At 68.0% G+C, this 21,127-nt stretch carries 19 protein-coding genes; 12 read left to right on the top strand and 7 right to left on the bottom strand.

All coding sequences use genetic code 11. The features are described 5' to 3' along the window. The first annotated feature begins 3 nt into the window (after positions 1-3). The 6 genes from AC1Q6E_RS04440 to AC1Q6E_RS04415 are packed head-to-tail and all read left to right on the top strand — an operon-like array spanning position 4 to position 6,403. Entirely contained in the window at positions 4-1,962 is a 1,959-nt protein-coding gene (locus AC1Q6E_RS04440; protein WP_296559290.1) for an acetyl/propionyl/methylcrotonyl-CoA carboxylase subunit alpha, read from the top strand. Then, complete coding sequence (locus AC1Q6E_RS04435; protein ID WP_296559292.1) at positions 1,959-3,227, top strand: CaiB/BaiF CoA transferase family protein; 1,269 nt, start codon at positions 1,959-1,961, stop codon at positions 3,225-3,227. Before AC1Q6E_RS04440 ends, AC1Q6E_RS04435 begins: the two co-directional genes overlap by 4 nt. A gap of 36 nt (positions 3,228-3,263) precedes the next feature. Beyond that, positions 3,264-3,779 carry an FAS1-like dehydratase domain-containing protein gene (locus AC1Q6E_RS04430; protein ID WP_152796896.1) on the top strand — a complete coding sequence of 172 codons (516 nt, stop codon included), beginning with the start codon at positions 3,264-3,266 and terminating at the stop codon, positions 3,777-3,779. Then, complete coding sequence (locus AC1Q6E_RS04425) at positions 3,779-4,741, top strand: Bug family tripartite tricarboxylate transporter substrate binding protein (RefSeq protein WP_492572272.1); 963 nt, start codon at positions 3,779-3,781, stop codon at positions 4,739-4,741. Before AC1Q6E_RS04430 ends, AC1Q6E_RS04425 begins: the two co-directional genes overlap by 1 nt. 55 nt (positions 4,742-4,796) lie before the next feature. Beyond that, on the top strand, positions 4,797-5,588 hold the full coding sequence (locus AC1Q6E_RS04420) for an enoyl-CoA hydratase/isomerase family protein (RefSeq protein WP_492572271.1): 792 nt from the start codon (positions 4,797-4,799) through the stop codon (positions 5,586-5,588). 2 nt (positions 5,589-5,590) lie between these two features. After that, positions 5,591-6,403 carry an enoyl-CoA hydratase-related protein gene (locus AC1Q6E_RS04415; protein ID WP_152796893.1) on the top strand — a complete coding sequence of 271 codons (813 nt, stop codon included), beginning with the start codon at positions 5,591-5,593 and terminating at the stop codon, positions 6,401-6,403. Here the strand turns inward: AC1Q6E_RS04415 and AC1Q6E_RS04410 are convergent. The 3 genes from AC1Q6E_RS04410 to dkgB form a co-directional block, all read right to left on the bottom strand. Next, complete coding sequence (locus AC1Q6E_RS04410) at positions 6,400-7,197, bottom strand: IclR family transcriptional regulator (protein WP_492572270.1); 798 nt, start codon at positions 7,195-7,197, stop codon at positions 6,400-6,402. The genes AC1Q6E_RS04415 and AC1Q6E_RS04410 overlap by 4 nt on opposite strands. A 2-nt stretch (positions 7,198-7,199) precedes the next feature. Beyond that, entirely contained in the window at positions 7,200-7,898 is a 699-nt protein-coding gene (locus tag AC1Q6E_RS04405) for an IclR family transcriptional regulator (protein WP_492572269.1), read from the bottom strand. 196 nt (positions 7,899-8,094) lie between these two features. Next, positions 8,095-8,898, bottom strand: coding sequence for a 2,5-didehydrogluconate reductase DkgB (dkgB, locus tag AC1Q6E_RS04400; protein WP_152796887.1), 804 nt, complete (start codon positions 8,896-8,898; stop codon positions 8,095-8,097). Between the two features lie 331 nt (positions 8,899-9,229). Between dkgB and AC1Q6E_RS04395 the strand changes: the two genes are divergently transcribed. Then, positions 9,230-10,435: an arabinose transporter gene (locus AC1Q6E_RS04395; protein ID WP_152796885.1), complete on the top strand. Its 1,206-nt coding sequence runs from the start codon at positions 9,230-9,232 to the stop codon at positions 10,433-10,435. Positions 10,436-10,555: 120 nt separating this feature from the next. Beyond that, positions 10,556-11,416, top strand: a complete 861-nt coding sequence (locus AC1Q6E_RS04390) for a class I SAM-dependent methyltransferase (RefSeq protein WP_152796883.1) — start codon at positions 10,556-10,558, stop codon at positions 11,414-11,416. A gap of 88 nt (positions 11,417-11,504) precedes the next feature. Here the strand turns inward: AC1Q6E_RS04390 and AC1Q6E_RS04385 are convergent, their stop codons facing one another. Then, entirely contained in the window at positions 11,505-12,311 is an 807-nt protein-coding gene (locus AC1Q6E_RS04385) for an HD domain-containing protein (RefSeq protein WP_152796881.1), read from the bottom strand. Between the two features lie 204 nt (positions 12,312-12,515). Between AC1Q6E_RS04385 and AC1Q6E_RS04380 the strand changes: the two genes are divergently transcribed. Next, the gene (locus tag AC1Q6E_RS04380) at positions 12,516-13,529 is read left to right on the top strand and encodes a Bug family tripartite tricarboxylate transporter substrate binding protein (RefSeq protein ID WP_492572268.1); all 1,014 of its coding nucleotides are present in this window, start codon (positions 12,516-12,518) and stop codon (positions 13,527-13,529) included. Between the two features lie 212 nt (positions 13,530-13,741). After that, positions 13,742-14,473, top strand: a complete 732-nt coding sequence (locus AC1Q6E_RS04375) for a hypothetical protein (RefSeq protein WP_152796878.1) — start codon at positions 13,742-13,744, stop codon at positions 14,471-14,473. A gap of 10 nt (positions 14,474-14,483) precedes the next feature. On the opposite strand, the gene ada is transcribed toward AC1Q6E_RS04375, so the two are convergent. The 3 genes from ada to AC1Q6E_RS04360 form a co-directional block, all read right to left on the bottom strand. Beyond that, entirely contained in the window at positions 14,484-15,554 is a 1,071-nt protein-coding gene (gene ada, locus AC1Q6E_RS04370; RefSeq protein ID WP_492572267.1) for a bifunctional DNA-binding transcriptional regulator/O6-methylguanine-DNA methyltransferase Ada, read from the bottom strand. A gap of 93 nt (positions 15,555-15,647) precedes the next feature. After that, positions 15,648-16,298, bottom strand: coding sequence for a DNA oxidative demethylase AlkB (gene alkB, locus AC1Q6E_RS04365; RefSeq protein ID WP_152796874.1), 651 nt, complete (start codon positions 16,296-16,298; stop codon positions 15,648-15,650). Between the two features lie 9 nt (positions 16,299-16,307). Further along, complete coding sequence (locus tag AC1Q6E_RS04360) at positions 16,308-17,066, bottom strand: 2OG-Fe(II) oxygenase (RefSeq protein ID WP_492572266.1); 759 nt, start codon at positions 17,064-17,066, stop codon at positions 16,308-16,310. Between the two features lie 134 nt (positions 17,067-17,200). Between AC1Q6E_RS04360 and AC1Q6E_RS04355 the strand changes: the two genes are divergently transcribed. Together AC1Q6E_RS04355 and AC1Q6E_RS04350 are read left to right on the top strand one after the other, a co-directional pair. Beyond that, positions 17,201-18,655 carry an amidohydrolase family protein gene (locus tag AC1Q6E_RS04355; RefSeq protein WP_152796870.1) on the top strand — a complete coding sequence of 485 codons (1,455 nt, stop codon included), beginning with the start codon at positions 17,201-17,203 and terminating at the stop codon, positions 18,653-18,655. A 143-nt stretch (positions 18,656-18,798) separates the two neighbouring features. Continuing rightward, positions 18,799-21,126, top strand: coding sequence for a mechanosensitive ion channel domain-containing protein (locus AC1Q6E_RS04350; protein ID WP_492572265.1), 2,328 nt, complete (start codon positions 18,799-18,801; stop codon positions 21,124-21,126). Position 21,127 lies beyond the last annotated feature (1 nt).

Here is a 21,127-nt window from a genome sequence, read left to right as displayed (position 1 = left end):
GACATGTGGAAGAGAATCCTGATCGCGAACCGGGGCGAGATCGCCCGGCGCATCGCGCGCACGTGCCGCCGCCTGGGCATCGAGTATGTGGCGGTCCATTCCGGGGCGGACGCCGCCGCGGCCCATCTGGGCGGTGCGGTGGAAACGGTTTGCCTGGGGCCGGGGCCGGCCGGAGACAGCTACCTGCGCATCGACAAACTGGTCGAAGCGGCCTTGCGTACGAACTGTGAAGCCGTGCATCCCGGTTACGGCTTCCTGTCCGAGAACAGCGGATTCGCCACCGCCGTCGAGCGGGCGGGGCTGGTGTTCATCGGGCCCGCGCCCGAGACCATTGCCATGCTGGGTGACAAGGCGCGGGCCAAGGCGCTGATGCGCGCCGCGGGCGTCCCCGTGGTGCCGGGCACCGACGAGGCCAGCGACGACCCCGGGCAGATCGAGGCGCAGGTGCGCGCCATCGACCTGCCGGTCTTGCTCAAGCCGTCGGCCGGTGGCGGTGGCAAGGGCATGCAGGTCATCACGCGCCATGAAGGACTGGCGGGCGCGATCGAGTCCGCGATCCGGGTGGCGCGTAGCAGCTTCGGCGACGGCCGCATGATCGTCGAGCGCTACATCGATCAGCCGCGCCACATCGAGGTGCAGATATTCGGCGACGGCCGGGGCGGGGCGGTACACCTTTTCGAGCGCGAATGCTCGCTCCAGCGCCGCCATCAGAAAGTGGTGGAAGAGGCGCCCGCGCCGGACCTGCCGGCCGAGGCGCGCCAGCGCCTGCTGGAGGCGGCGCTGCAAGGCGCGCGCAGCCTGAACTACCGCAATGCCGGGACCTTCGAGTTCATCGTCGGCCGCGATCTCCAGTGCTACTTCCTGGAGGTGAATACGCGCCTGCAGGTCGAGCATCCGGTCACCGAGGCCGTCACGGGCCTGGATCTCGTGGAATGGCAATTGCGGGTGGCGGCGGGCGAACCCTTGCCGCTGGCGCAGTCCGCCATCGCATGCCTTGGCCATGCCATCGAGGCGCGTGTCTACGCCGAGGATCCGGCGCAGGACTTCCGGCCGTCGCCGGGCACGGTGGCCCGCGCGCGATGGCCCGCCGGCCTGCGGGTGGACACGGCGCTGGACGCCTCGGGTGAGGTGCCGCCTTTCTATGACCCCATGGTGGCCAAGATCATCGCCCATGCCGGCGATCGCCAGGCCGCGCTGGATGCGCTCAGGGCCGGGCTGGACGACACCGTATTGCTGGGCGTGGCCGCCAACGTGGGGTATCTGTCGCGCGTGCTGGACGATCCGGCGGTCAGGTCCGGGCATGTCCATACGCGCTACCTGGACGAGCGCAAGGACCTGCTGGCGCCGCGCAGCCGCGAAGCGGCCGTGGCGGTGGGAGCCGCGCTGCACTTTCCCGTCATCGCTGAGCAGGGTTCGCCGTGGACGCGGGGAGCCGGGCAGGGCGCGATGGACCGGCATTGCCTCGATGCCGGCGCATCATTGGGACGCGTGCATTTCGAGCTGGACCAGGAGCCGGTCGCGGCGGGTTTCGCGGCGGCCGACGGCCAGGGTGTGGACGTGGCGGCGGCCGGCAAGGTGTCGCGCGTCGTGCGCGACGCGTCGGGGCTGCGAGGACGGGCCGATGGACGCGGCTGGGAAGCTTGTCCGTCCGAATCCGGCTGGCATGTGCAGGTGGGCGGCGATCACTACACCGTGCGCCCGCGCAGGATCCGCGAGCTTGACGGCGCCGATGCGGACCGGTTGGCCACGGCACCGATGTCGGGCGTCGTCGCGGCGCTGTCGGTGCGTCCGGGCGACCGGGTCCAGCCCGGCGACACGCTGGCCATCATCGAGGCCATGAAGATGGAGCATGCCATTACCGCCCATCAGGCCGGCACCGTGCGGGCCTTGCGCCATGCGCGTGGAGAGAGCGTTCGCGAGGGCGATCTCATCGTCGAGGTCGACTACGACGCCGCGCCATGACCTTCCATTCCGAGCCGGCGAGCGCCGGCCGCACCGAGACCACCATGAACAAGCCGCTGAGCCACCTTCGCGTCGTGGACCTTTCCCGCATCCTGGCCGGCCCCTGGGCCACGCAGAACCTGGCCGACCTGGGGGCGGAGGTCATCAAGATAGAAAAGCCGGGCGTCGGCGACGACACCCGGCAGATGGGGCCGCCGTTCCTGGCCGACGAGCGCACGGGGGAAGACGGCGACGCCGCCTATTTCATGAGTTGCAACCGCGGCAAGAAATCGGTGGCCGTCGATTTCTCCGATGCGCGCGGTCAGCGCATCGTCCGGGACCTGGCGCGGGGCGCCGACGTGTTCGTGGAGAACTACAAGGTCGGCGGGCTGAAGAAATACGGACTCGATTACGACTCGCTGCGCGAGATCAATCCGCAACTGGTCTATTGCTCGGTGACCGGCTTCGGCCAGACCGGTCCCTACAAGGATCGCGCGGGCTACGACTACCTGATCCAGGGCATGGGCGGCCTGATGAGCGTGACGGGCGAGCGCGACGACCTGCCCGGCGGCGGGCCGCAGCGGGCGGGGGTGGCGGTGGCCGACCTGCTGGCCGGCATGTACGCCACCACCGCCATCCTGGCCGCCTTGCAGCACCGGGACCGGGGCCACGGCGGCCAGCACATCGACATCAGCCTGCTGGACTGCATGGTCGGCTCGCTGGTGAACCAGTCGATGAACTACCTGGTCAGCGGCCAGGTGCCGCAGCGCATGGGCAGCGGCCATCCCAACATCGCGCCGTATGCCGTCTATCCGGCGGCGGACGGTCATCTGGTCCTTGCCGTCGGAAACGACACCCAGTTCCGTCGCCTGTGCGAGGCGGTGGGCCACGCCGAGGTCGGCACCGATCCGCGTTTCGCGACCATTGCCGCCCGGGTGCGCAACCGGACCGAGATGGACGCCTGGCTGGTACCGGTCACGCGTTCGCGCAGCCTGGCCGATTGGACCTCGCTGCTCGAACGCGCCCAGGTGCCGGGCGGCCCCATCAACCGCATGGACCAGGTCTTTGCCGACGAACACGTCGTCGCGCGGGGCATGCGCGCCGAGCTGTGGCATCCGCGCTATGGCCGGGTGCCGACGGTGCGCAATCCCATGCGCTTCTCGGCCACGCCGCTGGAGCCGGGAAGCGCGCCGCCGCTGCTGGGCGAGCACACCGACGAGGTCCTGCGGTCGGTGGGCGTGACCCCCGGACAATTGGCGGCGCTGCGCGAAGCCGGCGTGCTTTGAACAGAAAAACAGTCAGCGAACCAGGAGGAGAAAGGCATGCGTAGAGCAATCACGACCGACGCCAACGGGCTGGAGGTCCTGGGAATGGGGTTCTATTGGGACGATGTCGAGATCGGTTATCGCTTCCGCACCCTGGGGCGGACCATCACCGAGGCGGACATCACCTTGTTCATCGGGACGGTGGGCATGGTGGAGGAAATGTTCACCAACCTGGACTACATCGCCTCGCAGTCCATCATCGGGTCGCGCCCGGCGCCAGGTTCGCTGGTCTTCTGCATGGCCGAGGGCCTGCTGATGCAGAGCACCATGCAGCGCACGGGCATGGCGTTCATGGAGGCGGACATCAAGGTGCACAAGCCCACCAATGCCGGCGACACCATCCACGTCGAATGCGAAGTGGTCGAGGCCAGGGCAACGAGCAAGGCCGACCGGGGCCTGGTGCGCACCGCCAACCGCGTGGTCAACCAGCGCGGCGAGACCGTGCTGACCTACTCGCCGCTGCGCATGGTAAAGACCCGTCCGAACGATTCCACCCCCGCAGGAGACAAATGATGAAACCCTTGCTATCGATGGGCCTGTGCACCCTGGCCCTTGCCGTACAGGGGCTGCCGGCGGCCCGCGCCGCCTATCCCGAGAAGCCGGTCACGATCGTCGTGCCGTTCGCCGCGGGCAGCCCGACCGATGCCGTGGCGCGCGTCGTCGCGGAAGCGCTGGGCAAGCGCCTGGGCCAGTCCATGGTGGTCCAGAACCGGCCGGGTGCCACGGGCATGATAGGCAGCGAGTACGTCGCGCGCGCGCAGCCGGACGGCTACACCCTGTTGTTCGGCACGAACACGACCCAGGTAGCGAACCAGTATTTCTTCAAGAAGGTGTCCTACGACGGCCTGAAGGACTTCGCGCCGGTGGCCATCGTGGGCGGCGTGCCGCATGCGCTGGTGGTCAATCCCTCGGTGCCGGTCAACTCGGTGGCCGAGCTGATCGCATATGCCAAGGAGCACCCCGGCAAGCTGTCCTTTCCTTACGCCAACAGCACCACGCGCATCACCGGCAGCACCTTCCGCGTGATGACGAAGACCGAGATCAACGCCATTCCGTACAAGGCCTACGGCCAGGCCATCGCCGAACTGCTGGGCGGCCAGACGCAGATGATGTTCATCGATTTCTCGACCGGTCTTGCCTACATGACCACGGGCAAGCTCAAGGCGCTGGCCATCACGCCGGACCGCTCGGCCAAGCTGCCCGGGGTGCCCGCCATGAAGGAGGTGCTGCCGGGTTTCGAGATCGGCAACTGGAACGGCCTGTTCGCGCCCACGGGAACCTCGCCCGAGATCATCGACCGGCTCAATCGCGAGGTCCGCGCCGTGCTCGAACAACCCGAGCTGCGCAAGCAGGTGGACGGCGTGGGCTACGAACTGTTGCTCCCGATGGCACCGGCCGAATTCGGCAAGTACATCGCCGAGGAAAGCCGGCACTACGCCAGGCTTACCAACGCCGCCGACATCAGGCCCGAGTGAGCGGCAAGCGTGGCGCAATCCCTCGAGCCGTTTTCCCGTATCCAGGAGGCCTGACATGACGACACCCACCGAAGCCCCCGTGCAGTACGCGCTGGCATCCGGCATCGCCACGATCCGCATCAACCGGCCGGACCAGCGCAACGCGCTGTCGATCGCGGTCTGCGAACGGCTGCTGGATCTCTGGGACGAGGTCGACCGCGACGAGGCCGTGCGCGCGGTCGTGCTGACCTCGGCCGATTGCGGGACGTTCTCGGCCGGCATGGACCTGAAGGAAGCCGCAAGGGTACGCGCGGAATCGGGCAAGGACATGCTGGAGTTGCTGCGTGATCCGTTCCACCAGCGGATGCGGCGGGTGTCCAAGCCCATCATCGCCGCGATGACCGGCCACTTCACCGCGGGCGGCATGGTCCTGGCGGCCAACAGCGACATCCGGGTCGGCCTGCGGGGAACGCGCGGGGGTATCTCCGAGGCCAAGGTGGGGCGGGGTTCGCCGTGGGGGGTGCCGATGCTGTGGATGCTGCCGCAGCCCTTCCTGCTGGAGATGATGATGACGGGAGACCTGCATCCCATCGAACGTTTCCATCAACTGGGGTTCGTCAACTACGTGGAGGCGACGCCCGCCGCGGTGCGCGAGCGGGCACAGGCGGTCGCCCGTACGATCGCCGACAACGCGCCGTTGACCGTATGGGCGGCCAAGAAGAGCGTGGGGGCGGCGATGGACCTGGGGTGCGATCGCGGCTTCGAGGCGGCCTGCAAGTTCCACGAGCGCGTCTATGCCAGCGCGGATGCCGTCGAGGGCCCGCGCGCCTTCGCCGAAAAGCGCCCGCCGCGCTGGATCGGAGCCTAGCCATGACCGCGGGCCAGGGGTTCGTCCAGCGCGAGGACCAGGACGGCGTCGTCACCCTGACGCTCAGCCATCCCGACACGCTGAACCGTTTTTCCAGCACCGGGCAATTCCTGGAGCTGGCCGGCCACATCCGCCGCGCCAATGCGGATCCCGCCGCGCGCGTGCTGGTCATCACCGGCCAGGGCAGGGCGTTCTGCGCGGGCGGCGACCTGAGGCAGATGGCGCGGCGCGACATGTTCTCGGCCGGTTCCGTGGCCCAGGTGCAGGCGCGCTACCGTGACACGGTGCATCAGGTGCCGCTGGCCCTGAGCGAGACGGAGATCCCCGTCATCGCCGCGGTCAACGGGCCGGCCTATGGCGCGGGGTGCGATCTTGCCTGCTTCTGCGACATACGCGTCGCGGCGCGCAGCGCGCGTTTCTCGGTCAGCTTCGCGCGGCTGGGTATCGTCGCGGGAGACGGCGGGGCGTGGATGCTTCCCCGCCTGGTCGGCCGGTCCAAGGCCATGGAGCTGGCCTTCACGGCCGACCCCATCGATGCCGACGAGGCCCTGCGCATCGGCCTGGTGTCGGATGTCGTGCCCGACGACGAACTGCGCGCACGGGCCGATGGCCTGGCCCGCCGCATCGCCCGGCATCCCGCGCAGGCCATGCGCATGCACAAGCGCCTGTTGCGCGATGCGGAGCAACATACCCTGGCGACCCACCTGGACGTCGTGGCCGCGTTCCAGGCCATCGCCCACGCTTCGGAGGAACATCTCCAGGCGGTGCGCGACGCGCTGGGTTCGCTGGACGAGGGACGCCGGGCAGGACCCTAGCGGCCGGCGTCTTTCTCGAGGGCGATGCGCTGGGCCACGGCGAAGAGTTCGGGCGCCACCTGCTGGCGCAGGTTTTTTTCCGTCAGGCTGGCGCCCACGGCCATGGCCGCCAGGGCGAACTCCACGCTGGCACCGGCGTGCACCGGCGTGGCGATGGAGGCGGTCTGGTTGGCGACCGGCGAGGCCAGATAGCACCAGCCGTTCCTGTCCAGTTCCTGGAAGGCCGCGTGGGTGTCGGCGATCTGCCGCCGCATGCCCGCGCCGGCCTCGTCCTCGATCTGGGCCAGCAGGACGCGGCGCTGTTCCTCGGGTTGCCCCCACAGGTAGGCGCGCCCGGACGCGGACGCGACCATGGAGAAGCGCGAACCGGTGGTCAGCCCCAGGCGGACCTTGCCCGAGGGAACGCAGTGCTCGACCACCAGCATGTGCAGCCGGTCGCGCGTGGTCAGCGTCACGTGGACGCCATGGCGCTGGGACAGTTCGAGCATCAGCGGCCGTGCCGCCTGGGCGGTGGGCAGGCGGCGCTTGACCGCGCGTCCCAGCGCCAGGCAGGCGACATGCGGCTGGTAGACGTCGTTGCCCAGCGATTGCAGGAAATGGTGGTTCAGCAAGGTCTGGACGAGCTTGTCGGTGGTCGCTCGGGTCAGGCCGAGCCTGTTCGAGATGTCGTCCAGCGACAGGCGGCGGTGGCGCACGTCGAACAGCCGGAGGATCTCCAGGCCCCGGCGCAGCGAGTCGACCTGGATGTCGGTGGCCTGGGACGGCTCGGTAGCCGGTTGGCGGGTCCTGACCATGCCTACTCCGCCTGGCCGGCGCTGAGCTCGGCTTCCAGCCTGGCCTTGAGCGCCAGCAGCCCCGGGGCGACTTCCTGCTTGAGCCGCGTGATCGCCAGTGCGTTCGAGGGCGCGGCGCAGCCCAGCGCATAGGTGTGCGGCCCCTCGGGGGTGTCGATCACGAGCGCTACGCCGTTGGTTCCTTCCTCCAGCGTGCCCGCCGCCACGCAATAGCCCTGGCTGGCCATCTGGGCGATGGCATGAGGCACTTCCCGGTTCAGCGGCTCCCAGGCCGACGGATCGGCAACGCTGAGCTTCTCGAGATAGGCCAGGCGCTCGGCATCGCCCATGGCGCCGACCAGTGCCCTGCCCAAGGCCGAGCGGTCGATGCGCAGGCGCGAGCCCGCGCGCACGCGCAGCGTGAACAGCATCTCGCGGCTATGGGCGACCTCGTTGCATACCATGCTGCTGGCGTCGGGGGAGGCCAGGACCACCGAGACGCGGTGCTCGTCGGCGAACTGTTGCATCAGCGGCCGGGCCAGCACGACGAAATCGCTGTGGGAGGCCGCGGCGAAACCCAGCGCGAGGACCGGCATGCCCAGGCGGTAGGCGGCCCGCTGGGCCGAATATTCCAGGTAGCCCGCCTCGAGCAGATTGGAGGTCAGCCGCGAGACGGTGGGCTTGGGCAGGCCGGTGAGCGCGGCCAGTTCGGAGTTGGTCAACCAGCCGTTCTCCGGCTCAAAAGCGGAGAGTATCGTGAGTCCGCGGGCCAGGACGCGGACGTCCCGGGTGCCCGGTTGCCGAGATGACGGGTTGGCGACGTTCTGCATGAGGCTGGGAAAGAAAATGGCCTCAATTGTATATGTGAACCTTCGCCGTATCGTGCAATCGGGCGGCCGCGGATACGCGGCGTTGCCCTTAGTCCCACTCGGGCGCGAGCCCCTGGGGATCGACTTCGCGGCCATTGTGTTCCAGCGCGGCGATCCGTGCCATGTCGTCGGCATCGAGCGCGAGGTCGCGGGCGAGCAGGTTGCTGGCCAGGTTCTCGCGCCTGGTGGAAGAGGGGATCACCGCATAGCCGAGTTGCAGCGCCCAGGCCAGCGCGACTTGCGCGACGGTGGCATGGTGCCTGGCGGCGATCGCGGCCAGTACCGGATCCTTCAGCACTTTGCCGTAGGCCAGCGTCATGTAGGACGTCACGGTAATGCCTTGTTCCTTCAGGAACGCGGTCAGCTTGCGGTTCTGCAGGTAGGGACTGAGCTCGATCTGGTTGGTGGCGATCTGGTCCTTGCCGACCGCCGCGATGGCTTCCTTCGTCAGCGCGATGTTGAAGTTGGAGATGCCGATCTGCCGGGTCAGGCCCAGCGCCCTGGCCTCGGCCAGCGCCGTCATGGTTTCGTGCAGCTCGACGCCGTTGCCCGGCGCCGGCCAGTGGATCAGGGTCAGGTCCACGTAGTCGGTGCGCAGTTTGTCCAGGCTGCCGCGCAGGCTGGGCGCGAGCTTGTCCCGGGCGTAGTTGTCGGTCCAGATCTTGGTGGTCAGGAAGAGGTCGGCGCGCTTGACGCCGCTCTGGGCAACCGCCTGGCCGACCTCGGCCTCATTACCGTAGATCTGCGCGGTGTCGATGGCGCGGTAGCCCAGTTCCAGGGCATTGCTCACCGAGTCGATGACGGTCTGGCCGGTCAGGCGGAAAGTGCCGACGCCGAAGGAAGGGATGCTCATGGAAAACTCCTGGATGGCGTGAGATGCCTTGCATTCTGCCGGCTTTGCGTGGGTGGATAAAGCCCATCGCCGGCCAAAGACATTTGAATTCCAGGCAAGAATCCCGGCGGGTCCTGGCATGTCGTTGCCGGCAGGCACGGGGAAGGGATAAGATACCCATCGCACGCGTCCTTCCGTGTTTTTTCGGACGCAGCCGTAAGCGTTTACGTCAACCAACGCATCACCAGCGGCACCCGTGGCCGGCTGGCGGTGTGCGTTGGCGCTGCGTCGTTCATCGTTCCCCTCCATCCCTCCGCGCCGTGCCGCCCTGACTCCCAAGGAGCGGCGGTCGATGTCGAACGTCCTGCAGTATTCCCCCTTGCGCCGGCTGGTCTGGATGACCACGGCGCTGTTCCTGAGCTATCTGGCCGTGGCCATGGCGATGCCGGCCGTGGCGGTGCATGTCTCGCACACGCTGGGCATGGGCAATGTTGCCTCGGGCCTGGCCGTTGGCATCGCGTTTCTTTCCACCATTCTGAGCCGTGGCTGGGCGGGCCGGCTGGCCGACGAGCGCGGCGGCAAGTCGGGCATGTTCCGCGGACTGGCCCTGTATGCGTTGGCCGCGCTGCTATGCCTGGCATCATCACTGCCGATGCTGGGCCATGGCATGGTGTCCTATGCGCTCCTGCTCGCGGGCCGGCTGCTGCTGGGCCTGGGCGAGAGTCTCGCTCTGGTCGGCATGCTGGCCTGGAGCATGGCCATGATGGGGCCGGCGCGTTCCGGGCTGGTAATGGCCGTGTTCGGCATGGGCATGTACGGCGCGTTCGCGGCTGGCGGTCCGCTGGGGTTGTGGCTGTTGCAGGAGCGGGGATTCCCGGGCCTGATGGCGATCTGCATCGCGCTGCCGCTGCTGGGCGCGCTGATGCTGTGGCCGCTCGCGCCCGCGGTGCCGGCGCAGGCGGGCCGGCGTCCGCCGTTCGCGCAGGTGCTCGGGCGCATCTGGCGGCCCGGTGTCGTGGTCGGCTTGCAAGGCATAGGTTTCGCCGCGTTGGGCGCGTTCTTCCCGTTGTATTTCCTCGCGCAGGGTTGGGAAGGCGCCGGCTATGGGCTGACGTGCTTCGGCCTGGGGTTCGTCGCGGTCCGGATATTGTTCGGTTCCCTGCCCGATCGCATCGGCGGCGTGCCGGTGGCGCTGGCGTCGCTGCTGGTGGAGGCGGTGGGGCAGGCGCTGCTCTGGCTGGCCCCGGGGCCGGAGGTCGCGATGGCGGGCGCGCTGCTGACGGGCATGGGATGCTCGATGGTGTTCCCGGCAATGGGGCTGGAAGCGGTCCGGCGTGTGCCGATGCATTTGCGCGGGACCGCCATAGGCGGTTTTGCCGCGTTCCAGGATCTGGCCTACGGGGTGACCGGGCCGCTTGCAGGGTGGATCGCCGATCACTTCGGCCATGCCCAGGTATTCCTGGTGGGCGGGATGGCGGCGGCGCTGGGCGCGGCGATCACGATGCGCTTGCGCGATGGCGGCCCGGCGTCGACGTCCCGGGCCGGGCCTGCCCGGTGACCGGCAGGTAGCGCAGGGCGCGCAGGCAGATGCGGAGGTTGACGGGATCGGAGCGGAATTCCCAGGTTGCCAGTAATCTAGCAAACAAGGCCGCGATGGTCGCGCAAGAGGGTGGAGAACATGAACAACGAACGGGATGTGGCACCCGACAGCACCGCGGCGCGGGTGGCCTTGTGGCGCGCCCTGCATGTCGAGGTCGACGCGCCGCCGCACGTACTGGACGACGAGATCGGCCTGCGCCTGCTGGATCCGGAGCCGGGCTGGCAGCGCCGCGGGGACATGGACCAGGGGTTCACCCGGCCTTTCCGCGCGTCCATCGTGGCCCGGGCCCGTTTCATCGAGGACCTGGTGGCCGAACAGGCGGGCCGTGGGCTGGAACAGTACGTCATCCTGGGAGCCGGACTGGACAGTTTCGCGCAGCGCCGGCCGGACGTGGCGGCGCGGCTGCGGGTGTTCGAGATCGACCGGCCAGGGCCGCAGGCCTGGAAGCGCCGGCGGCTGCTCGAACTGGGGTTGGGCGTGCCGGACTGGCTACGTTTCGTGCCGGTGGATTTCGAGGCCGGGGAGTCCTGGTGGGGCAGGTTGACGGCGGCCGGTTTCGATGGCGGCAAGCCCGCGGTCGTGGTGTCCACGGGGGTCAGCATGTATCTGACGAAAGAGGCCAATGCCGCCACGCTGCGCCAGATCGCGACGCTGGCGTCCGGGTCCACGTTCGCGATGACGTTCCTGTTGCCGCTGGGCATGGCCGACGCCGAGGTGCGTCCCGGCCTGGAAATGGCGGAGAAAGGCGCGCGCGCGAGCGGGACGCCGTTCTTGAGTTTCTTCCGGCCGATGGAGATCCTGGACCTGGCCCGCGGGCAGGGGTTCAAGGAGGCGCGGCACGTTTCGGCCGACGAACTGGCACGGCGGTATTTTTCAGACCGCGCGGATGGCCTGCGTCCGCCGGCCAATGCCGAGGAACTGCTGGTGGCCACCACCTAGTTTCGGGATGAGCGCGGATTTAGCGTGTCTCCTCGTCTGTTGCGGGGCATGCGGGCAGGATGGGAGGCTTCGCGGACGGCCGGATGCCCTATAGGAATCGAGTCGGCGCAATGATGGTGCGCCACATATGCGCCGAACTGCTGTGGTCGTTGCCGAGGCCTTCCTTGGGCTGGCGGAAATTCCTGCCGATGATGTCGGTGAATTCTTCCAGCTCGACGGTTTTCCTGTCGTCGAAGGAGTAGATGTCGTTGATGGTGATCAGGCGCGCGGTCATGTACCACTTGTGCTTGCGCGCGTAGGCGTGGGCTTCCTGCATCGCGGTGGACGGTACATAACCACGGCCGAAATACTTGACATACAACTCGGGATATTCGTAGCCGACCTCGGGGTCCGGAAAGAATCTCAATGCCTGATGGTAGCGGATGGCCCACGCGATTTCTTCGTCGACGTAGGGCTCGACCATCTGCGCCCCCCAGTAGCCATGGTCGGACTGGATGAAGCCGACGACGGATATGTCATGCAGCAGACAGGCCAGAATGACTTTCTCATCGTGTCCAGCTTCTTTGGCAAGCGCGGCGCTCTGCAATAAATGCTGTTTCGCCGGGCGGAAGCGTTTTTCGAAAAAATCGGACAACGTCGGTTTGGCCGGCATTTTCTGCAAGCGGGGATCTTCGTCCATCAGCAGATGTTCGCCGGGGACATAGGCCCGGGGACGGGGCGCGGTGGGGTCCCATTCGCCCGAGGTGTAAATGGTCGATTTGACCGCGGTTTTTTCCAAGGCTTCCGCCATGGCGTACTCGATGGCATCCGCGCGCTCGTTGACGGGCAGGTGCCGAGACGCGGCCGCCGCGGCATCGGCCGCCGATTGAATTGCGGATTTCTCGTCGGTGTTCATGGGTTTCTGCGATCGCATGCCTGGATTGTCTGATTACCGAATCTGCCGGCTCGATGCGGGCCGGGGCCGGGAAATTAAAGCGGGTAAACGCCGGGTGGGGAAACAAATAAACTCTATCTCTTGATCGAACAAAGCGAATAATGCATCGCGCTAATCCACGTATGATTCCCAGCCGAAAATCAAATTAAAAAAGGGGGAGTCGCCATGGCATGCATCGAGAAAAAATCTTCGAATAGATCCCGTACCAGCATTTTATTTCTGGCGTCGGCGTTGACGCCGTTCGTACCGGCAGGAGCGTGGGCGCAAGGCACTGCCGAAGCCGGTTATCCGACCCGGCCGCTTACTTTCGTCGTGGCCCAGACCGCGGGCGGACTCGTCGATACCTTTACACGCTCGATGGCCAGGCATCTATCGGCGCGCCTAGGCAGGCAAATCGTGGTCGAGAACAAGCCGGGCGCCAGCCAGGCTATTGGCGCCGAGGCGGTGGCCAAGGCCGCGCCGGATGGCTATACGTTCTTTGTCGGGGCGCAAAGCGCCATGGTCTTGAATGTCGTGTCGAAGAAGAGCGTGCCGTACGATCCGGTCGCTGATTTTTCTCCCGTCGGTTTGTTGTTCCGAACACCTTTCTACCTGGTGGTGAACAATTCGGTTCCCGCCAGAACGGTCGGGGAGTTGATCGCGCTGGCCAAGGCGAAACCGGGCAAGTTGACCTATGCCTCCACCGGCCATGGCAGCGGTCATCATTTCACCGCCGAGATGTTCAAGGTCAGCACCGGCACGAATATCCTGCACGTGCCTTATAAGGGAAGCGCGCCGGCCATCACCGATTTGCGCGGCGGGCAGGTCGACATGATGTTCGAGGGGGGCGCTTCGGCCTTGCCCATGGCCAAGGCCGGCAATCTGCGCGTGCTGGGCGCGACCAGTGCCAAGCGTACCGAGGCGATGCCGGAGTTGCCTACGCTCAACGAGACCATCCCCGGTTTCGGGGTATCGATCTGGGTTGGCCTGTTCGCGCCGGCGGGAACCCCCAGGCCGATCATCGACCGCATCAATCTTGAAGTCGCGGATTTCCTGCGCCAGCCGGCCACTCATGAGCAAGGGAAGGCATTTGGCATCGAAATCACGCCGAGCACGCCGGAGGAAGTCAGCGCCATCCTGAAGGAAGAGCTGCCGGCGTGGGCGAGGGTCGTGCGCGAAGCGGGGATACAGCAAGAGTAGTGAATGGCGGGCATGGCGATGCTCGCGCCGCATGCTCATGCCTGTCGTCCGGTCTTTTAACAGGAGGCTTGCGCATCATGCGCATTTCTCCGATCGAGAGTCCGTGGTCCCGCGTGATCCGTTCACCATTGTTGTGAAAACCTGTTTCACAACGGCGCGGAAATCGCCGCGCGTTGGGTTATCCTCCCGGCAACGCGACGAACGGATCCCGCATGACCAGGTTCAGGATGGCGGGCGCGGCGGCGGTGGCTTTTTCCCTTCTGGCCGGCTGTGCCCAGTACACCGCGATGCCCCGCCCCGGCTACGAGTCGCGGGGTACCGAGGACATGTCCTCGGACCAGATGATGCAGACCGACTTCAACCGGACCCTGACCATCGCCATGCGCGACAACCTGTCGAGCCTGATGGCGCTGATGACCAAGCTCTACAAGCGGAACCCGCGCGAATGGCGCAAGTCGGGCAAGCCCTCGATGGAGGTCGCCGCCGAGACGGTCAGGCGGTCCATCGATGCCCGCACGCCACCCGCCGGGCTCCAGGGACTGGGCGACGTCGAGATCCTGGCGGTGTCGCTCGATCCTGCCTATACGGGCGACCGCGTCGCCGCGTTCATCTACGGGATGGCCGACACCATCGTCGCGGCGCACGACGGCAAGACGCGTTTCTACGCCTTCGACCTGCTGGACGGCGGCAGGGTCTACAACGCGGCCCGCAATGTCGAGGCGGCGGCCTGGCTGCTGGGCACCCGGCGTGATGCCAAGGGCGAGCCGCTGCTGCTGGCCAACGAGTGGACGGACAAACAGGTCAACCTGAGCTTCGAGCGCGAGTTCGGCGCGGTCATCGGCCGCCTGGACCTGATCGCCAATCTGCTGGGCGAGAATTCGCGCCGGTTGGGCATCAACTACGCGCAGAACCTGATGCTGTTCTCTTTCTTGCCGGTGCGCTAGGACCGCGCCGTCATTTCCCTTCGCGGCCGAGCAGCGCGCGTTTGCGGTCCACGCCCCAGCGGTAGCCTGACAGGTCGCCGTCGCGCCGGATGACCCGGTGGCACGGGATGGCCACGGCGATGCGGTTGGCGCCGCAGGCCTGGGCGACGGCACGCACGGCCCGGGGCGCGCCGATGCGCTGTGCGATCTCGGCGTAGCTGGCGGTCCGGCCCGGCGGGATCTCGCGCAGGGCCTGCCAGACGCGTTCCTGGAAGGCGGTGCCGCGCACGTCCAGCGGCAGGTTCAGTCCGATCGAAGGGGCTTCGATGAACCCGACCACCTGGGCCACCAGTTGCTCGAAATCCGCGTCGCCACCGATCAGCGTGGCCTTGGGAAATTGGTCCTGCAGGTCGCGTACCAATGTTTCCGGATCGTCGCCCAGCAGGATGGCGCAGATGCCGCGCTGGCTTTGCGCGACCAGGATGGCGCCGAGCGAACACTGGCCCACCGCGAAGCGGATGACGGCGCCCGCGCCCCCGGCGCGGTAGTCGCGCGCCCGCATGCCCAGCAACTGGTCGGACGTTTCGTAGAACCGGCTGTTGGAATTGAATCCCGCCTCGTAGATGGCATCGGTGACCGAGGCGTCGGGCTCGCCCAGTTCCTCGCGCAACCGACGGGCGCGCCGGGCCGACGCGTAGGCCTTGGGCGTCAGGCCGGTTTCCGCCTTGAATACGCGGTGGAAGTGGTAGGGGCTCATGCCCGCCTGGGCGGCCAGCTCCGCGAGGCCGGGGGGCGTTTCGGCGCTTTCGATCAGCTGGCAGGCACGGGCGATCAGCGCCGCGCGTTCGCGGGCGGCATCGGGTCCGTCCCGCAGCCGCCGGCTGGCGCGGTAGCCGGCCGCCTCGGCGTCCCGCGGCGAGTCGAAAAATTCAACGTTGGCGCGGCGGGGCAGCCGCGCCCGGGAACCGGGGCGGCAGTACACGCCGGTCGTGCGCACGGCATAGACGAAATGGGGATCGGCGCCGGCGTCGCGCGCCTGGACCGCCCGCCAGCGGGCGTCGTCGGTGGCGTAGGCGGCTGGTGGCGGAAGGCGCGTATCCATGGCGGATGTTCCGGTGTTCGTGGTCATGGCCTCAGGATAGAGAATAGTCCGGGCGCAAGCGCTCCGTTTCTTGCGCGCGAATTCCGGCGCGACTCACCCCGCCTTCCTGAACGTGAAGTTGACGCGCTGGCTGCCCAGGACCGGATGGGGGACGCCGGCCAGCGGCATCACGCCGTGGTAGCGCAGGCGGTCCGGGCCGCCCCAGACCGCGATGTCGCCGTGATGAAGTTCGAGCCGGGCCGCCTTGTCCGAGCGCTGGTGGCCGCCGAACAGGAAGACCGCCGGCATGCCCAGGGACACCGAGACGATGGGGGCGTCGAAGTCGCGTTCGTTCTTGTCCTGATGCAATGACATCCGCGCGCCGGGCAGGTAGCGGTTGATCAGGCAGGCGTCGGGTTCGAAGCCCGGGAAGCCCGCGGCGTCGGCGGCTTCCCGGGCCAGCGTGGCGAAGACCGCCGGCATGGCGGGCCAGGGAAGGCCGGTGGCCGGGTCGGTGCGCGAATACCGGTAGCCGTGGCGGTCGGTTGTCCAGCCCAGCGCGCCGCAGTTGGTCAGCGCGACCGACATGGTGAAGCCGCCGGGCGTCACCATCTGGCGGAACGGCGCGGCCTCGGCGACACCGGCGATGGCGGGCAGCAATTGGTCGACGCGGGGCAGGGCGAAGCCGCGCAGCAGGAACGCCCGCGGTCCCATGGGCTCGGGCTGGCCAGAGGCCGGGTCGGAGAAGAGATCGAGTGTCTGCATGGTCCTGCGCTAGCGCGCGTCGTGGAATATCAGCCCCACGGTGTACCGCCTGCCGCTGTGGATCCGGCTGACGCCGTGGCGCATCGCCACCTTGCGTACGCCGCCGCGCCGGCCCGGCGCGGGCCGCTGGTTGACGGCGAATACCACCGCGTCGCCCTGGCGCAGCGCGATGACGTCGGCGCGCTGGCCGTCGCTGGCGGTTTCCGTCATGACGAATTCGCCGCCGGTGAAGTCGCGTCCCGGCTCGGACAGCAGGATGGCCACCTGTAGCGGGAAGACCCGTTCACCGTAGAGATCCTGGTGCAGGCAATTGTAGTCGCCGGCGCCGTATTCCAGGATGAGCGGCGTCGGGCGGAGCTGGCCGGCCCCGTGGCAGCGTGCCAGGAAGGTGTCCAGATCGTCGGGGTACCGCGTATCCTGCTTCATCAGGCGGCTCCAGCGATTGGCGATGGGCGCCAGCCGCGGATACAGCGCATGACGCAGATCGTGCAGCGGGGAAGGCAGGGGATAGGCGAAGTACTTGTATTCGCCGCGGCCGAATCCGTGGCGGCTCATCACGATGCGGCTGCGGAACAGCGCGTCCTGGCGGTAGAGCGCGGCAAGCCGCGCGCATCCGGCCGGATCGAGCAGCGCGGGCAGGACGGCATGTCCTTGCTCGCCCAGCGCCTGCTCGACGGCCTGCCAGTCGTGGTGGACGGCCGGCGGCGCGGCGGGGGTGTCCAGTGCCGGGAAGTTGTGGCGGGGCGGGGAGCAGGATAAGGTGTGCATCGCGTGCGTCCGGTTGACGGGGATCGGTCCAGTCTACGTCCACCGCGCGATCGTCGACACTCCGCTCCTTGCGCCGGAATTCGCCGGCTGGCGGGGGCAACCATGCAACGCGTCTCGCTCTTGGAGGAAATCCCATGCCGTCTCGTCCGCCCAGGCACAACATCGCCCATGGCCTGCGCTGCGCCTGCCATGGTCCCGACGCGCTCGGCCTGTTCCGGCGCATCGACCAGGGAATGACCCGGCGCTCGGTCCTGTGTGGCATCGCCGCGAGCCTGGCCGCGCCGGCCCTGGGGCTGGCGGCGCCCGCCTTCGCGCAACCGGCGGGCCGCCCCGTGCTGCTGCGGAACGCGCGGATTTTCGACGGCCGGGGAGGCCGGCTGATCGAGGGCCGCGGCGTGCTGGTCGAGGGCGCGATGATCAAGGCCATGCCGCCGGCCTCGGAGCCGGTGGCCGGGGCCGACGTCATCGATTGCGGCGGCCGCACGCTGATGCCGGGCCTGATCGATGCGCACTGGCACGCGATCCTGGCCGGCATTCCGCAACTGGTCGCGCTGACCGCCGACATTCCCTATGTGCATCTGGTCGCGGCGCAAGAGGCCGAGCGCACGGTGATGCGCGGTTTCACCACGATACGCGACGTGGGCGGGCCAGCCTTCGCGCTGAAGCGCGCGATCGACGAGGGGCGCCTGCCCGGGCCGCGCATCTATCCCAGCGGCGCAATGATCTCGCAGACGTCCGGACACGGGGACTTCCGCCAGCGTTCGGACCTGCCGCGAACGGCGGGTACCACGCTCAGCACGGCCGAACAGGCGGGCATCTCGGCCATTGCCGACGGCGAGGCCGAGGTCCTGCGGCGCGTGCGCGAACAATTGATGCTGGGGGCGAGCCAGATCAAGATCATGGCGGGCGGCGGCGTATCGTCGGATTTCGATCCCCTGGACAGCATCCAGTATTCCGAGGCGGAGATGCGGGCCGCGGTGGCGGCGGCCGCCGATTGGGGCACCTATGTCTGCGCCCATGTCTATACGCCCGCGGGCATCCGGCGCGCGCTGGCGTGCGGCGTGAAATCCATCGAACATGGCCAGTTGGCGGACGAGGACACCGTGCGGCGCATGGCCGACCAGGGCGCGTGGTGGAGCATCCAGCCCTTCCTGGCCGACGAGGATGCCAATCCGCATGGCAGCCCCGCGGCGCAGGCCCAGCGCAAGATGATCGCCGAAGGTACCGTGCGCTGCTTCGAATGGGGGCAGAAGCACAAGGTCAGGATGGCCTGGGGAACCGACATCCTGTTCAACCCGGCCGGCACCGCGGGCCAGGGCAGGCAGCTTGCCAAACTCGCGCGCTGGATCGATGCCGCCGAGGTGCTGCGCATGGCCACCAGCCTCAGCGCCGAACTGCTGGCCCTGTCGGGGCCGCGCAATCCCTACCCCGGCAGGCTGGGCGTGATCGAGGCAGGCGCCCACGCCGACCTGCTGGTGCTAGACGGCGATCCGCTGCGGAACATCGATCTCATCGGTGATCCGGACCGGAACATGATGCTCATCATGAAGGCCGGCATGATCCACAAGAACACCCTGGCCGGGGCGTAGCCGGCACGAGGGCCGGCCGGTTTTCGCGCGGCCGGCCTGGGCGTGGCGATTTGTCTGCGGCCCCCGGGTGTTTTACCCTGTTGCGTCATGAGCGGGCGCCAGCCCGCGTCTTTTACCGTTTCTTCCCTCCAGGAGACCCCCTAGTGGTTCGACTCGCAACGACGGCATGCACGCTTCCCCTGCAATCCCACCGCGACGTCTCGCTGAGCCGTCGCAGGCTGTCGAAGCCCTGGTTGACCCACCTCGCATTCCTGATACTGCTGCTGGCGACACTGGTGTCGGCTCGTGCGGCAGTGGCCGCGGCGGCCGCCGCGGCACCGGCGCCCACGCCGGCCGCGCTGGCGGACTTGCTGGAAAACCCGGCCAGCCGGCAGGCGCTGATCGACCAACTGCGCGCGCATGACTCCGCATCCTCGGCCAAGAAAGGTGGGGCCGCCGCCGAGGCGCCGCCGGGGCACGAGCCGCCGACGCTGCGCGCGCGGCTGGCGGATGGCACGCAGCGCTTCCTGTCCAGCCTGGTGTCCGACCTGGGGCAGGGTACCGCGGACCTGCGGGCCATGGCCGCGGGCGATGGCCCGTCCATGGATAGCGACGAGGCGCGGGCCTTGCAACCGCTGGCCATGTCGGTCGTGACGGCCATCGTCGCCTTTGTCTTGCTGCGGCTGGTGGCGTTGTGGATCTATCGGCGTATCGACGATTGGGTGGCCGGCCTGGGATGGGACGCGACGGCATCGCCCCGGACCGACACGCCCTTGGGCATGCCGGTCTTGTACCGGCGGGCGGGCGCGATCATCGGCGCGGTGGTCATCGATGCGCTGGTGGTGGTGCTTGCCGCCGCGGCGGCGTATGCGGCCGGCGTCCGGGGCGGGCCGGAGGGCGTTGCCGTCGACCCGCTGGTGGCCGTGTTCCTGAAGGCCTTCCTGGCGGTCGAGATCACCAAGGTCCTGGTTCGTACCGTGTTCTCGACGCGTTATCCGCACCTGCGTCTCCTGCCCATGTCGAACGAGATGGCCCGGTATTGGAACCGCTGGCTGATCGTGCTGGTCATGGCGGCGGGCTACGGCACCATGCTGGTCGACCCGGTGCTGGCGGCGGCCCTGTCTCCCGCGCTGGGCCGGCTGGCCGCGCTGGTGATCATGCTGGGGGTCTACGTCTATGCGGTGGGCGTGATCTGGCGCAACCGCCAGCGGGTGCGCGAGAAGCTGGAGCACAGCGGCTCCCGCAGGACGACTTTCCTGGGTACCTCGCCGCGCCTGCTGGCGCGGGTCTGGCACTGGCTGGGCATCGGGTATTTCACCGTGCTGCTGGTGGTCAGCCAGATCGATCCCGCCAACGCGCTGCCCTTCATGGTGGCGGCCACGCTGCAGACCTTGCTGGCCACGGGCCTGGGCAGCCTGGTCATCGTGCTGCTGAACGCGCTGCTGGCCAGGCCTGTCCGCGTTTCCGACGAGTTGCGCGCCCGCCTGCCCATGCTGGAGAGCCGCCTGAATTCCTATGTGCCGGCGACAATCCGCTTCGCGGGCTGGGCGGTCCGCATCGTGGTGGTGCTGCTGGTACTGGATGCCTGGCGCGCGTTCAACCTGTCGCGCTGGATCGCCTCGGATGCCGGCGCGGCGGCGATAGGCGTGGCGGTGAACGTGGCCATCGTGCTGCTGGCGGCGGCGCTGGCGTGGACGGTGGTGGCCAGCATCATCGAGCACAGGCTGAATCTGCGCGAGGGTGGACGCATGCCTACCGCGCGCGAGAAGACGCTGTTGTCGCTGTTCCGCAATGCGGCGTTGATCGTGATCGTGGCCATGACGGTCATGGTGGTGTTGTCGCAGATCGGCATCGACGTGGCGCCCCTGATCGCGGGCGCCGGCGTGGTCGGGCTTGCCGTGGGCTTTGGCGCGCAGAAGCTCGTCCAGGACATCATCACCGGCGTTTTCATCCAGCTCGAGAACGGCATGAACGAGAACGACGTCGTCCAGGTGGCCGGCGTATTCGGCACGGTCGAGAAGATGACCATTCGCTCGGTGGGCATCAGGACCCTGGACGGCGGCTACCACCTGGTGCCGTTCTCGTCGGTGGACGTGGTGTCCAACCATATGCGGGACTTCTCCTACCACCTGGGCGAATACACGGTCTCGCACCGGGAAAGCGTCGACGACGCCATGCAGCACCTGCGCAATGCCTTTGCGGAGCTGATGACCGACGAGGTGCTGGCGCCGGAAATCCTGGAGGAGATCAGTATTCCGGGCGTCACGGCCGTCAACGAGAAGGGCGTGACCATACGCGTGTTGATCAAGACCCGGCCGGGCATGCAGTGGGCGGTGCAGCGGGGCTACAACCGCCTGGTGAAGCAGCATTTCCACGCCGCCGGCATCGAGTTGCCTTACCCGCACATGGTGGTCTATTTCGGGCAGGACAAGCAGGGCGAGGCACCGCCGGTGCGCGTGGCGATGGAAGGGGGGCAGCCAGCGGGGACCTGAC

It is taken from the genome of Pigmentiphaga sp. MLSB6-MA01, assembly GCF_058793475.1.
The sequence above is the reverse complement of the archived record's forward strand: the minus strand, read 5'-3'. Positions and strand labels throughout refer to the sequence as shown.

What these genes read in the sequence shown, in the direction of transcription:
- AC1Q6E_RS04440 (WP_296559290.1), top strand. Translation starts at nt 4, where the DNA reads ATGTGGAAGAGAATCCTGATCGCGAACCGGGGCGAGATCGCCCGGCGC.
- AC1Q6E_RS04430 (WP_152796896.1), top strand. Translation starts at nt 3,264, where the DNA reads ATGCGTAGAGCAATCACGACCGACGCCAACGGGCTGGAGGTCCTGGGA.
- ada (WP_492572267.1), bottom strand. Translation starts at nt 15,554, where the DNA reads ATGGATACGCGCCTTCCGCCACCAGCCGCCTACGCCACCGACGACGCC.
- AC1Q6E_RS04425 (WP_492572272.1), top strand. Translation starts at nt 3,779, where the DNA reads ATGAAACCCTTGCTATCGATGGGCCTGTGCACCCTGGCCCTTGCCGTA.
- AC1Q6E_RS04420 (WP_492572271.1), top strand. Translation starts at nt 4,797, where the DNA reads ATGACGACACCCACCGAAGCCCCCGTGCAGTACGCGCTGGCATCCGGC.
- AC1Q6E_RS04355 (WP_152796870.1), top strand. Translation starts at nt 17,201, where the DNA reads ATGCCGTCTCGTCCGCCCAGGCACAACATCGCCCATGGCCTGCGCTGC.
- dkgB (WP_152796887.1), bottom strand. Translation starts at nt 8,898, where the DNA reads ATGAGCATCCCTTCCTTCGGCGTCGGCACTTTCCGCCTGACCGGCCAG.
- alkB (WP_152796874.1), bottom strand. Translation starts at nt 16,298, where the DNA reads ATGCAGACACTCGATCTCTTCTCCGACCCGGCCTCTGGCCAGCCCGAG.
- AC1Q6E_RS04395 (WP_152796885.1), top strand. Translation starts at nt 9,230, where the DNA reads ATGTCGAACGTCCTGCAGTATTCCCCCTTGCGCCGGCTGGTCTGGATG.
- AC1Q6E_RS04410 (WP_492572270.1), bottom strand. Translation starts at nt 7,197, where the DNA reads ATGGTCAGGACCCGCCAACCGGCTACCGAGCCGTCCCAGGCCACCGAC.
- AC1Q6E_RS04435 (WP_296559292.1), top strand. Translation starts at nt 1,959, where the DNA reads ATGACCTTCCATTCCGAGCCGGCGAGCGCCGGCCGCACCGAGACCACC.
- AC1Q6E_RS04390 (WP_152796883.1), top strand. Translation starts at nt 10,556, where the DNA reads ATGAACAACGAACGGGATGTGGCACCCGACAGCACCGCGGCGCGGGTG.
- AC1Q6E_RS04385 (WP_152796881.1), bottom strand. Translation starts at nt 12,311, where the DNA reads ATGAACACCGACGAGAAATCCGCAATTCAATCGGCGGCCGATGCCGCG.
- AC1Q6E_RS04380 (WP_492572268.1), top strand. Translation starts at nt 12,516, where the DNA reads ATGGCATGCATCGAGAAAAAATCTTCGAATAGATCCCGTACCAGCATT.
- AC1Q6E_RS04415 (WP_152796893.1), top strand. Translation starts at nt 5,591, where the DNA reads ATGACCGCGGGCCAGGGGTTCGTCCAGCGCGAGGACCAGGACGGCGTC.
- AC1Q6E_RS04360 (WP_492572266.1), bottom strand. Translation starts at nt 17,066, where the DNA reads ATGCACACCTTATCCTGCTCCCCGCCCCGCCACAACTTCCCGGCACTG.
- AC1Q6E_RS04375 (WP_152796878.1), top strand. Translation starts at nt 13,742, where the DNA reads ATGACCAGGTTCAGGATGGCGGGCGCGGCGGCGGTGGCTTTTTCCCTT.